General features: G+C 44.4%; 9 protein-coding genes. 8 read left to right on the top strand and 1 reads right to left on the bottom strand.

Features of this window, described 5'->3' with window-relative positions; translation table 11 throughout:
• Window positions 1-90: 90 nt before the first annotated feature.
• Window positions 91-915, top strand: coding sequence for a phytanoyl-CoA dioxygenase family protein (locus A8708_RS15125; RefSeq protein ID WP_068664789.1), 825 nt, complete (start codon window positions 91-93; stop codon window positions 913-915).
• A 214-nt stretch (window positions 916-1,129) separates the two neighbouring features.
• Here A8708_RS15125 and A8708_RS15120 read toward each other — a convergent pair whose 3' ends face one another.
• Window positions 1,130-1,969, bottom strand: coding sequence for an AraC family transcriptional regulator (locus A8708_RS15120; RefSeq protein WP_068664787.1), 840 nt, complete (start codon window positions 1,967-1,969; stop codon window positions 1,130-1,132).
• 224 nt (window positions 1,970-2,193) lie between these two features.
• Here A8708_RS15120 and A8708_RS15115 point away from each other — a divergent pair, with 224 nt between their 5' ends.
• From A8708_RS15115 to A8708_RS15085, 7 genes are all read left to right on the top strand, one after another.
• Window positions 2,194-3,981 carry a family 43 glycosylhydrolase gene (locus tag A8708_RS15115; protein WP_068664785.1) on the top strand — a complete coding sequence of 596 codons (1,788 nt, stop codon included), beginning with the start codon at window positions 2,194-2,196 and terminating at the stop codon, window positions 3,979-3,981.
• Between the two features lie 87 nt (window positions 3,982-4,068).
• Window positions 4,069-5,823 (top strand): cache domain-containing sensor histidine kinase, encoded by a 1,755-nt coding sequence (locus tag A8708_RS15110; protein ID WP_068664783.1) that lies wholly within the window; start codon window positions 4,069-4,071, stop codon window positions 5,821-5,823.
• A gap of 47 nt (window positions 5,824-5,870) precedes the next feature.
• Complete coding sequence (locus A8708_RS15105; protein WP_068664781.1) at window positions 5,871-7,463, top strand: response regulator; 1,593 nt, start codon at window positions 5,871-5,873, stop codon at window positions 7,461-7,463.
• A 116-nt stretch (window positions 7,464-7,579) separates the two neighbouring features.
• The gene (locus A8708_RS15100; RefSeq protein ID WP_068664779.1) at window positions 7,580-9,163 is read left to right on the top strand and encodes an extracellular solute-binding protein; all 1,584 of its coding nucleotides are present in this window, start codon (window positions 7,580-7,582) and stop codon (window positions 9,161-9,163) included.
• 27 nt (window positions 9,164-9,190) lie between these two features.
• Window positions 9,191-10,147, top strand: a complete 957-nt coding sequence (locus tag A8708_RS15095) for an ABC transporter permease (RefSeq protein WP_068664777.1) — start codon at window positions 9,191-9,193, stop codon at window positions 10,145-10,147.
• Window positions 10,148-10,160: 13 nt separating this feature from the next.
• Window positions 10,161-11,054 carry a carbohydrate ABC transporter permease gene (locus A8708_RS15090; protein ID WP_068664775.1) on the top strand — a complete coding sequence of 298 codons (894 nt, stop codon included), beginning with the start codon at window positions 10,161-10,163 and terminating at the stop codon, window positions 11,052-11,054.
• A gap of 24 nt (window positions 11,055-11,078) precedes the next feature.
• The gene (locus tag A8708_RS15085) at window positions 11,079-13,091 is read left to right on the top strand and encodes an alpha-L-arabinofuranosidase C-terminal domain-containing protein (protein ID WP_068664773.1); all 2,013 of its coding nucleotides are present in this window, start codon (window positions 11,079-11,081) and stop codon (window positions 13,089-13,091) included.
• Window positions 13,092-13,096: the final 5 nt, after the last annotated feature.

The raw sequence follows: 13,096 nt of genomic DNA, 5'->3' as shown, positions 1-13,096 counted from the left end.
GCATACTGCAATCCATGGGAGATTTCGTGGTGATGACGTACAGTTAAGACAGGGTAGTCATCACATGAACGAAGAGGAGTGGTTGTACGCATGATGGTGAAAGTAGGAAATCGGGAACTAGAGCTCAATGGTCAACACTTAACGGAACTTAGGAGCTCTAATGATATTTTTCATGATATTGCAGCGTTGCGTGAACGAATGGAAGAGGATGGTTACCTGCTCATTCGTGGATTTCATAAACGGGACAGAGTGCTGGAAGCGCGTACGAGTATCTTGGAGAAAATGGCTCAGATGGGCAAGTTGGATCGAGATACGAAACTCGAAGAAGGCGTCATGGCTGACGGCTCGAGAACTATTTTCATGGGCGGGACCAATGAAGACTTGCCTGCGCTTTTAAATGTCCTAAATGGCGAACATATCATGCGCTTTTTTGATGAGTTTCTTGGTGAACCTTCGTTAACCTACCATTACAAATGGCTTCGCGCCGTCGGTAAGGGGGACTTCACAGGCGCCCATTATGATATCGTCTATATGGGCAGAGGTACGCCTAACGTCTACACGGTATGGTCTCCATTAGGTGACATATCTTATGACATGGGCGGATTAGCTATTTGCCTAGGCTCGCATCGATTTGAACAGCTTAAGAAATCGTATGGTTCGAAAGATTCAGATCGAGATGGGATTGGCCATTATACAGATGATCCGCTTCACATAACAGAGAAGTTCGGCGGTAAGTGGGCGACTACCGAATTTCAGGCAGGGGATGTACTGATCTTCGGCATGTTCTTGATGCACTGTTCGCTCGAAAATACGACGCATCAATACCGGATCAGTGTGGATGCGAGGTATCAATCCATCCATGAGAAGGTAGACGAAAGATGGAGCGGGATGAAGCCGAAGGGTCATTTTAAATAAGGGCGTTCCACGTTTCAAAATCCAATAGAACGGCCGCTAACAGAAGGGGACCGTTCTTTGTGTTTCACGAATAGACAATTCATAGTGAGAACTATTCTCAAGTTTGGCATCGTGTACCGACAAGCGCTTTCCTCTATGTGACTAGCGGCAGCGCCAAACTTCACATAGACGGGATCGAAAGCCGTATGCAACTTCCTACCATCAGTCCTCGCATCTATCCGTTCTGACTAAATATCCTACGAAAGTCGCTCGGCCTCACACTGGTTTTGCTCTGAAATAGATTTGAGAAATAATGTGGATCCTCGTAACCGAGCTTATATCCAATATCGCTTATGGTCATTCGCGTGTCGAGCAGCATCAGCTTGGCGGATTCGATTTTCTTGGAAATGACATAGTTATAGATGGTTGTTCCGACTTCACGCTTGAATAAGCGATTCATTTGTTTCAATGAAAGGTCAATCTGGGAGGAGAGTCCGCGCGAATCATAGGGATGAAGAATGCTGTTATCCAAAACTTGCTTAATTGCTTGCACGGTTGCTGTTAAAGCATTGCCTCGCTTACGTACAGTGTCAGAAAGATCAACAATTATTCGCATGAGAATAATTTGAAGCTCGGTCTGCATGTTCTCGACGGATGTTTGCTGGGCAGTTGCAAGAGCTTCATGGAACAAATGAGCTAAACCGCTGTCCTTCGTTACAATATGAGGAAGTAATTGATAGGCTTCGAGCATCTTAATCATCCAGTTTCCGCTAATATTCAGCCAGATGTAGCTCCATTGTTCCTCGTGATGGTTATCAGCAATCACCTCGTGGTAACTGCCTGCCGGTAGGATAAATAAGTCTCCCTCACAAGCTGTGTGAGATTGGGAGTCGACCTTAACAACGCCTTGGCCAGATAATACATAACCGAAGACGGTAATGGTGGCAAGCATTCGAATATTCTTGTAATCCTTTTCACAATAGTTAATGCCTAGGAACTGTACGCTCAGAGGAGGGGGTTCCCCAACTAAAGGCAAGTGATAGATAGGTCCGGATTTATTGGGTTTATTTAACATTGCGTGAACGGGGAGTCCCTTCCTTCTTACATAGTATGTACGGTTGTAATCCATATCTTCTCTCGGTTATTCTACCAAGAACCCTCGATTTTGTACAAATTCCTTATTTGATCATCGATGTCCCTTTTCCTCACCTACTCTACCTCTTTCTCTATTAAGCGTTTATAAAAAGCACGGTATACTTAGCTACAATAGAATCAGGAAGATGAAAGGAATAAGCGCAAATGAAGAGTGATTTTGTGATGCAGCCTCCGCATCCTGAGACGGAATGGTCTGCGTGTACAGGCTATTCGGAATCAGCCTTACCCATAGCCCCAATATTGGATGTCTCTATGCGAGATGCGAGTATTTGCAAAGGGCCGGATGACGTATTTTATTTGACTGGAACGACAGATGGTTCCTATATCCAAGTGTGGACTTCCTTTGATTTACAGTCGTGGAAGGGGCCGTCGAACGTATGGAGCTTAGAGCAAGAAGGCACGTGGCAGAGGGAAAGTAAGGGTACAAGTGGCATCTGCTCGCCGGAAATTCACTATGTAAAAGGGTCATTCTGGATTTCTTATGGTTTGCAAAATGGCGGTACGGGATTGTTACGAAGCTTGTCGACTTCTATGCAGGGGCCATTCCAAGATATGGGGAAAATAACAAATGACGGCCACGATGCTTCACTTTTCGAGGATGAAGATGGAGCGGTCTATTGGGTATATGGGAATGGTCAAATTGCTCGAATGACAGCGGAGATGACAGGACTTATAGAATTGCCCCGCATGATAGAAGTACAACCATGGAAGGTTGCGGGACGAGAAGATCATCCCTCATTTAGTCAGAATCTACAGGTAGGAACGTATGGGGCTTTTATATATAAACAGGATGGCACTTATTTCATGTTTTGCGCAGACGCCTTGGCAAGGATGGGGAGTGATGCGGTAGACACATTCGTCGCAGTGAGTGAATCCATCTATGGTCCCTACAGTCGGCGGTACTTGGCACTTCCTCATGGCGGTCAAATCTCGTTATTTAAGGATACAGACAATCAGTTGTATGCTTCCTTCTCGGGCTGCGGCAGCTATTCGCTGGTTGAGCATTATCCTTCCGTCGTACCTATGACCGTGGTAAAGTCAGGATTTATTCGACCAAGTGAGCGTGTGCGGTTGGAAAAAGGTGGCGTAGGCAGTCTTCAACCTATCGCAGACTTCCTCATTCGTGATCCGCATATTAGTACGGGTCCGGATGGCGCCTATTATTTGACAGGGACGTCGGATCAGCCTTATCACAATTTTTGGGATCGGAATAACCAGCTTCATGTGTGGCGTTCACAAGACCTGAAGGAATGGCAACATGTGGCGAAGGTATGGGATTTGTCCGAAAATGGTACTTGGGAGAACAACATATATGAGAACCCTTGTCTTTGGGCACCTGAAATGATCTATCTCTATGGTACATTCTGGATCACGTATTCGCTTCAAGGCGGTGGCACGGGGATGATCAAAAGTAAATCAGGACTAGCAGAGGGACCGTATATCGATATGGGACGCATGACGAATACGGATATTGACTCCAGTCTGTTCCAAGATGAGGATGGTCACGTTTATTTTGTTTGGCAGGATGGTAAAATAGCTAGGATGAAATCCAATATGACGGGCTTCGCGGAAGACCCTCGCAAGTTGATATGTGCCGATGGTCAGCGCGTAGGCTACGAGGGTGCATTCATCGTCAAATATAAAGGCAAGTACATTCTGGGTGCAGCCGAATGGAACGGCGACAAACGTGTTGACGGTACCTACGATTTGATGTATGCGGTTGCGGATGAGCTGTACGGTCCGTATACGCCAAGACGATTAGCAGTTCCGCACGGCGGGCATGGAACGATGTTTATAGATCATGAGGGCAGACTCATGTCTACATTTTTCGGCAACGACCGTACTGCTCCTTTCCGGACGCGTCCAGGAATTGTCCCGCTTGAGGTCGAAGAAGATGAAGCGGGACTATGCATCGTGCATTGTTGTGAGTAATATAAAAACATGAATCAAGCTCGAAACGAGCTGGGTTCATGTTTTTTCTTTCATAAGTTGATTGACATGGAAAGGAGCCGTCCGTTCATGAAAATGTTCTCTATTAAAAAGCTGATTTCGCCTACGGGAAGTATCCAGGGGAAAATCTTTGTCGCCTTCAGTCTAGTTACGTTAATAGGAATCGTTGCCGTAACAAGTATTGTTTATCTCTACATGAGAGAAACCGTAAAGAATAATGCGATTAATTCCGTTAACGAGAGCATAAGACAGGCTGATGAATCATTAAATCTCCGCTTGGAGGAGGTTAGTCGATTGAATACAGTCGTTGCTACGAATAAAACGGTACTGGATACGCTCCTTAGCAAGACGGAGGAACCAAGCTTCGAGTGGTTTCAGGAGCAGAAGCGGATCGAGGAATTTTTAGCGGCATTGATAGCTTATAAATCTTACATTTCACGCGTAGCTGTCATTGGGTTAAATCAAAAAGTGTTCTTCGTCGGTTCTCCATGGCTAGATAAGAACGTATTATTCTCACCCATGATGGATGCTTTACTTCAAAATGGGTCCGGGCATGCCTATTTTCATCAAACAGGTTTCAATAATTCAATCGTTACCGGTCGTGAACTTCGGTATAACCGAAATTTAATCGGTATGGTCATGTTCGATCTCAATGACGAATTTATTAAGAAAATCTATGATGTCAAACCAACTCCAGATAGTATGCTGTACGTGGTGGATAGGAAAAACGAATTCATTTATGAGCCTCAAACTAGTGTTTTGGATAAGGAAGCTTTTATCCAATTCAATCAGCAGTTAGCAGGTACAGACGGCTCGGTTGAGAAAGTGATTAATCAGCAATCGTACCTCGTTATTACTCGCAAATCGGATTATACGGGATGGTCGACGGTCGCGCTCGTTCCCATGAAGTCTTTATTGACGGAAACGACCCATATTCGTAATGTACTAGCCACCGTAGCGATCATTGTATTTATATTCATTGTCATCGGAACACTGCAAGTTTCCTCCAGAATAACTAGAAATATTCGAAGGTTAAGATCCATGATGATGCATGTAATGGAAGGGAATATGACGCTTCCAACAGTTGAGATTCAATCCAAGGATGAAATAGGGCAGTTATATCTCGTTTTCAAAAGTATGGTTGAAGAGTTAAAGCGATTGCTTGAAGGCATTATGAAGACGGAGCGGGAGAAACGTGAAGCGGAATTGGCTGTTCTGCAAGCGCAAATCCGCCCTCATTTCCTCTATAACACACTGAATACAGTCAAGTATCTGGCCAAAATTAACGGTGTTCCGAATATCGTAGAGGTATCTGAATCTCTAATTGAGCTCATGCGCGGTGTACTCGGGAATACGAATGAATTCCTTACCCTGCAAGAAGAATTACAGTATGTCCGCAATTACGTGACGATTGAGAAGTACAAATATGTAGAGCCATTGCATTTGAATATTGAGGTGGAAAATGATGATCTTTTACAGCTTAATGTTCTGAAATTAATGCTGCAGCCACTTGTAGAAAATGCTATCGTACATGGGCTATCTGCATCCTCTTATGAAGGTACGGTAGACATTCGTATTTATAAGGTTAATGATGAATTGAGAATCGAAGTCAGAGATAACGGCAAAGGCATGTCCAAGGAGCAGATTGAGCATCTATTTGAAGTGAATAAAGTCCAGACGAATACGCGCTTTAGCGGAATGGGTGTGCGGAACGTACATGAACGCATCGTGCGATTGTTTGGGGAGCCTTACGGGGTGTTTGTTGAGAGTGAGCCAGATGTGTATACGATTGTACAGATTAGATTTCCTTTACTGCCGGCTTAGGATGACTCTAATAACACGAATAACTTGCTTTAGGAGGGATAATAATCATGTTTCAAGTATTATTGGTCGATGATGAGGCGTTGGCACGCCACGATGTGAAGAGTATGTTGGACTGGGAAAAGCATGGGTTCACGATATGCGGGGAGGCATATAACGGATCTATGGCACTAGCGATGATGGAACAGATGACGCCTCATATCGTGATTATGGATGTGAGCATGCCAATCATGAATGGGGTAGAGCTAAGCCGAGAGATGAAGGAAAGATTTCCGAAGGTTAAAATGATTATGTTAAGCAGCTTTGACGATTATGATTATGTCCGAACCTGTCTGATGAATGGGGCTATCGACTACTTGCTCAAGCATCGGTTGCAAGCACCAGCTCTTCTGACACTTCTGGATAAAGCTGTTCAGCAATTGCAGAGCGAAGAAGCTCGAAATGCGCAATCCATTATGATTGAACGTCTAAGTCCAGTTATTCTCCGTGAGCATGTAGCTAATTTGGCTAGAGATACAGGTAGTGCGAGTGAAGTGCTACAGTCATATGCTCAAGATAATAAGCTCTATTCACATGCAGTTAATTATAGATCTGCGGCTGTACAAATCGTTCCCTTTCTGTTGTTAACGGAAACTTTGAACGATGTACAGAAGAATCGCTTTGTACTTCAGGCAATTGAAGTCATGCAGATGGCGATTGGTGATGTTCAGAAACGAACGGTTGGCTACGTAGGGGAAGGACGTTTTATCGTCTTATTTTCCTCTGAAGAGCGAAGCGAGCATGCCGTTACAACGCAAATGAACCAAGCGATGAGCGCACTCACGCATTCTCTTGAGAAGTTCCTTAACCTAAAATGCGTATATGCCATAGGTCCGCTATGCGGAAACTTACGGCTGGTGGGTTCCAGTTATATCAAAGCCAACCAAGCTTTGAATCATCAGCACGACCAAGGCTTGAATACATCCCTCTTGAAAGACTCCGTATTCAGGAAGGAACAGAAGCAGTTGTTGCTTTTCCTAGAACAATTGGATGGAGAACGAGTCAGCCAATTCATTGTTACGATATTTGCTGAACTGCGCAGCCAGCCTGTATATGGGATGACTGTGCAAATCATTGTCAGTGAAATGCTTCATCTCGTAGAAATGACATGGAAGCGGTTTAATCCGCAGACAGCTTTCGAAGACATCGAACACATGCCTGATAGAGCAGAACTTGGGCGAATGAGAAGTTTCGAAGAACTCGAAATCTGGATGCTGGATTACTATGCAAGTCTTATTGAGGCCATTAAGAAACAGCGTGTAGAAGGTTCTCATTCACGCCATATAGCCAAGGCACTTCAGTTTATTAAGGATAACTATGCATCTAACATTTCCCTAGACATGACAGCAAGTGCACTCAATCTGAATTCATCTTATTTAAGCAGATTGTTCAAAGAAGAAATGCAGATGACATTTACGGAGTATTTAAACCGAGTTCGTATTCGAACAAGCTGCATGCTGATGGAGTCAGGCACCTATTCGTTGAAACAGATCAGCAGTGAGGTCGGTTTTATAAGTTACACATATTTCTTCAAAGTATTTAAGGGGATTACAGAGATGACACCCCAGGCCTATATGGATCAATTGAAACAGTCAAAAAAGTAGAATGGAAAGTCATAATTGTTGAATCAACTGAACGTCATAATTCCTTATACTGAGATCACCCCTTAGAAAACGCTTTCTTATAGGGGAGAAAAAAACTTGATCGGAGGAACACTAGCATGAAAAGAAATTGGGGGACAGTACTATTTTCAACATTGATCATTTCCAGCCTAACACTTTCCGCTTGCAGTTCAGACAAACCAAGTAAAGAGAATGAGGGTAAAACCCCAGCGGATGAGACGAAAGGTGTTGCTACAGCAGGTTTTCCAATCGTTAAAGAACCTTTGAAATTGAAAATGTTTACAAGAATCGCTCCAACAAACGGCCCTTTCAAAGATATGCCTGTCTTTCAGGATTATGAGAAAATGAGTAATGTTCAAGTTGAATTCATTGAAGCGCCGACGGATGGTTTTAATGAGAAAAAGAACCTATTATTTGCTTCGAATGAGTTGCCTGACGTCATGTATCGCTCAGGTCTTACACCTTTAGAAGCGATTCGATATGGGACTGGCGGCCAATTAATCCCTCTTGAGAAGTTGATTGACGCTTATGCGCCTAATTTGAAGAAATTGATGGAAACGTATCCAGAAATTCGACCTGCGATTACAACGCCCGAAGGACACATTTATGCGCTTCCAGGTATTGTCAGTGTGAACTCCGCACGAACCGATAAGAGGTGGATGAATCAAGCATGGTTGCAGAAGTTGAACTTGAAGGTACCGGAAACCACTGACGAGTTTTATGAAGTATTGAAAGCTTTCCGAGATAAGGATCCGAATGGCAATGGCAAGCAAGATGAACTGCCAATGACAGCACGGAATGGCTTGAGTATTGTACCGATCATGGCAGGTTCGTTTGGTTTGGACTTCCAACTGGGTTACAACATTAACTTAGAGAATGACAAGGTTAATATTTGGATGGGAAGCGACCGGAATAAAGAATTACTGATGTATTTGAACAAGTTATACGCCGAGAAGTTGCTGGATCCAGAGTTGTTTACACAGAAAGAAGCGCAATATCTGACGAAACAAGGGACAGGAAACACAGGTTTCTTCTTCGATCAGACGAACAATCCGATGTTGGATACCAAAGTGAACGAGCAATATATCGGGATCGCTCCGGTTAAAGGACCGCATGGCGACAGTCTGCAGTTGGCAGCGCCGGTACCAAGGGATTTCGGTGCATTTGCGATCACATCGGTGAACAAGAATCCGGAAGCGACGATGCGTTGGATTGATTATTTCTATAGTGACGAAGGTTCCACTTTACTTCGCTTCGGCCGTCAAGGTGAGAATTATGAATTGAAGGATGGAATTCCTTATTACACAGCTGCGTTCTTGAATTCAGGCAATCAGTCCAAAATTACCCCATACGCGGGTGGTGGAGCACCGCATCTGATCAGTGAAAAGGTCGCTTCTTACATTAATCCACCGCAGGTTCAAGAAGCGCAGAAGAAGCTTGATCCTTTCATGCCGAAGATTCGCTATGCAGCACCGATGTTTGATGAGCAAACTGCGCAACAGATCAATATTCTTCGTAACGATATTGATAAATATTACGAAGAGCAAAGCACCAAATTTATTGCTGGCGCCCTCAGCTTTGATAAGTGGGCAGAGTTCCAGAACACATTGAAGAAAATGAAAATCGATGAACTGCAGAAGCTGTATCAAGTCGCGTATGACAACCTCAAAGGGCAAAAATAAGCACGACTGACGGCTGGAGGGCTACACATGAACAATACAGCAAAGACAGCAGGCGTTGCGTCTCGAACCAAAACGAGGCGCTCCAGCCTCTTTAAAGTGATGAGTAGTCGATATGATCTATACTTGATGCTGCTCATTCCCATTGTTTGGTACGCAGTATTCCATTATGGACCCCTATATGGATTACAAATTGCGTTTAAAAATTTCAGTCCAGCGAAGGGGATTAGTGGAAGCGCCTGGGTGGGACTTGATCATTTCCAGCGATTCGTAGAATCGTACTACTTCTGGCGATTGTTATGGAATACGATCTCCATTAACTTGTTTTCCTTATTGTTTGCTTTTCCAATTCCAATTCTACTTGCCTTAATCGTTACCGAAATCCGTAATAAGTCATTCAGTAAAATTGTGCAAAATATTACGTACATTCCACATTTCATCTCCATCGTCGTCATGGTCGGGATGCTCATGTTGTTCTTATCTCCGCGTGGCGGTCCATTGAATGCCATTATTGAGACGTTGGGCGGAGATCCAGTTCGCTTTCTCGATTCGGCAGCGTGGTTCAAGCCGATCTTCATTAGCTCGAATATATGGCAAAATATGGGTTGGCAGTCCATTATCTACATTGCAGCACTAGCTGGAGTCAATCCGCAGCTATATGAAGCGGCCAAAATGGATGGAGCCAGCCGGATGCGGCGCATTTGGCACGTTTCAATCCCTGGCATACTGCCAGTCATCGTCATTCTGCTTATTCTCGACGTAGGACATTTCATGAATGTTGGTTTTGAGAAAATACTGCTTATGCAAAATAATTTGAACTTGGATTCCAGTGATGTGATTTCCACTTTCGTATATAACACAGGTATTTTAAAAGGCGAATACAGCTATACGGCAGCTATTGGCTTGTTTAACTCTGTCATTAACTTGGCATTATTATTACTCGTGAACCGTTTTGCCCGTAAGAAGGCGGAGACTAGTCTATGGTGAGGAGGGTTCTATGATGCAGGCACAAATACTCAAAAAGAGGAAATCGGATGAGAAAATATTCGATGCCGTGGTTAACTCCCTGGCTCTCCTTATCGTCGTCGTGGTCCTGTACCCGCTCCTATTTATCGTTAGCGCCTCCTTCAGTGACCCTGCGTTGGTCCTGAATGGGGAAGTGATTTTGCTGCCGAAACAGATCACGTTAGAAGCATACAAGAATGTCTTTCAGAACGAGCAAATATGGAACGGTTATGGCAATACCATTTTGTATACGGCAGTAGGAACGATTATTAATTTGATTATGACGACGTTGGCAGCTTATCCGTTGTCGAGGCCAGATTTGCCTGGGCGTGGCATATTTATGGTATTTATTACGCTAACGATGTTTTTCAGCGGGGGACTCATCCCGTCGTATCTCCTTGTAAAAAATTTAGGCATGGTCGATACGATGTGGGCGCTAGTCATCCCCGGCGCGATTGCCACCTATAATCTGATTGTGATGAGAACTTATTTTCAATCTAACATCCCTTGGGAGATTCAAGAAGCAGCGCATATGGACGGGTGTTCCAACTGGAAGTTGTTAACCCATGTGATCTTGCCGTTATCCAAGCCGATTATGGCGGTTATGGTCTTATTTTATGCAGTCGGTCACTGGAATTCATTCTTCAATGCTTTGATTTATATTCGCAGCAAAGATTTGTACCCGTTGCAGCTAGTGCTGCGTGAAGTTCTGATGGTCAGTCAAGCCGATGTGGTTGACAGCAGTGTTGGTCTTGAATCTAAGATTTTATTGGCAGAAAGCATTAAATATGTTGTCATCATTATTTCCAGTTTGCCAGTGTTATTGATGTATCCTTTTGTACAAAAGCATTTCGTCAAAGGCGTAATGATAGGTTCGTTAAAAGGCTAAAGAACGGAAGGAAGCGTTATATTCATGGGTGCAACAGCTAAGATTCAGGTGAATATGAATCAAGTCAGTAAGGACAGAATTAATCCTTATATTTTCGGACATTTCGTGGAAGATATTCGTGATCATATGGATGCGATGTTGGCCTATCCGCTCTCGGATATGGATTTTGAAAGCAACGATGTAACCTATAGAGGACTTTCTGGAAGCTGGCGCCCATTCACGAATGGGAAAAGCACGGTGTTCGCACTCGAACCCGCTGCAACCTATCACTCAGGGCATAGCCAGTTGGTACGTATATCTAGCGATGACGAGGCATATGCAGGAATTCGTCAAGCGATTAGCGTGAAAAAAGATCAGCAGGGCTATGCATTATCCCTATATGCAAGAGCATCTGTCGAAATTAAGTTCCTTCAGGCAGACATCGTCGATGTAGCGACTGGTGAAGTGCTGGGTTCTACCCGTATTGAGATCGAAAGTCATAACTGGAGAAATTATGAATCGCGTATTGGAGTTAGTCGTTTATGTGAAGAAGCAGAGTTCAGATTATATGTGCCTGCGGAGCATGAACGTTGGCGGGATCATGTATCTACTGGGATGCTATGGCTAGATCACATTGCATTACTTCCGTCTGATAGTATTGGCAACGTTCGCAAGGAAGTTGTGGATATGACCCTAGCTCTGAATGCCGGCATGATGCGGCTTGCAGGCAATTATATTAGCGCCTATCACTGGCAGCAGGCGATTGGTTCTGTGAATGAGCGTCCCTGTGTAATTAATGAAGCATGGGGAGGCTGGACGAATAAATACTTTGGCACGGATGAATTCATTCAGTTTTGCCATGACTTGCAGGTGGAGCCGCTGATTTGTGTGAACGATGGTTCAGGTACACCGGAAGAAGCAGCCGAGTGGGTGGAGTATTGCAATGGCGGGTCAGACACTCCGATGGGAAAACTGCGGGCAGCTAATGGGCATACTGAGCCTTATGGCGTGAAGTATTGGGAGATCGGCAACGAAGTCTGGGGACCTTGGCAGGTCGGGCATTGCACCGCAGAACAATTCGCAGATCGTTATGTGCGATTCGCGCAAGCGATGAAGGTAGTTGATCCTGAGATTAAGCTGCTTGCTTGTGGCGATGATAAGCAGGACTGGAATCGAATCCTACTTGAGCGAGCCGCAGCGCATATGGATTACGTAACGTTGCATTTGTATCATGGGTACAATCGCTTCGGAATGAATGATCGCACACCGAAGGAAGAGAGATATAAAGCCATTCTCTCCTATCCGGAGTGGACGCGGGAATCAATCCGCCAAGCGAGAGAATTGATTAACTCGGATTCGCGCTATACGCATCTGAAAGTGGCGATCACAGAATATAACACGATGTACTATCCGAACACGATCCGTAAGGGGCTTCCTAATGAACACACCCTAGAGGCAGCTGCAGCGAATGCAGCGAACTTGAATGAATTTATCCGTAATAGCGATCTGATCGAGATCGGAAGCTTCTCTGATTTAGTCAATGGTTGGCTGGGTGGTTGTATTCGAGTAGGTGATTTCTATGCGGATCAGTTTCGAGGTAAATCGGCAGGCAGGAGTGAGAACTCGTTAACCGTGTATGGTTCGCCAACTTACTATGTAATGAAAATGTATGCAAACAGAGACTTAAGCTATGTCGTTCATAGTCATACTGACTCCTGCAGCTTTAGCGTGAATAGCCTTGTACCAACAGCACCTAAGTTAACGGATTTGCCAAATTTGGACGTTGTCGCTTGCTGTAATGCTGATGGTAATAAATTAACGATTTTCATGGTTAATCGAAGTCTCGAAGACACGGAAACCGAAGTGCATCTGGACTATTTCGTGACATCGGGGACAGCTCGTCTATTCGCATTAACTGGGGAACATGCGGATGCCATTAATGATGTGCATCACCCGGAGGCGGTCGTTATCAACGAACTTGACGTACCTGTGGTCAATGCCAGAGCGATCTGCGAACTGAAGGCTTCGTCTGTTTATGCATTGGAAGTCACTCGATAACAGGG

The organism is Paenibacillus oryzisoli, assembly GCF_001653565.1.
Classification (GTDB): Bacteria; Bacillota; Bacilli; order Paenibacillales; family NBRC-103111; genus Paenibacillus_E; species Paenibacillus_E oryzisoli.
The sequence above is the reverse complement of the archived record's forward strand: the minus strand, read 5'-3'. Positions and strand labels throughout refer to the sequence as shown.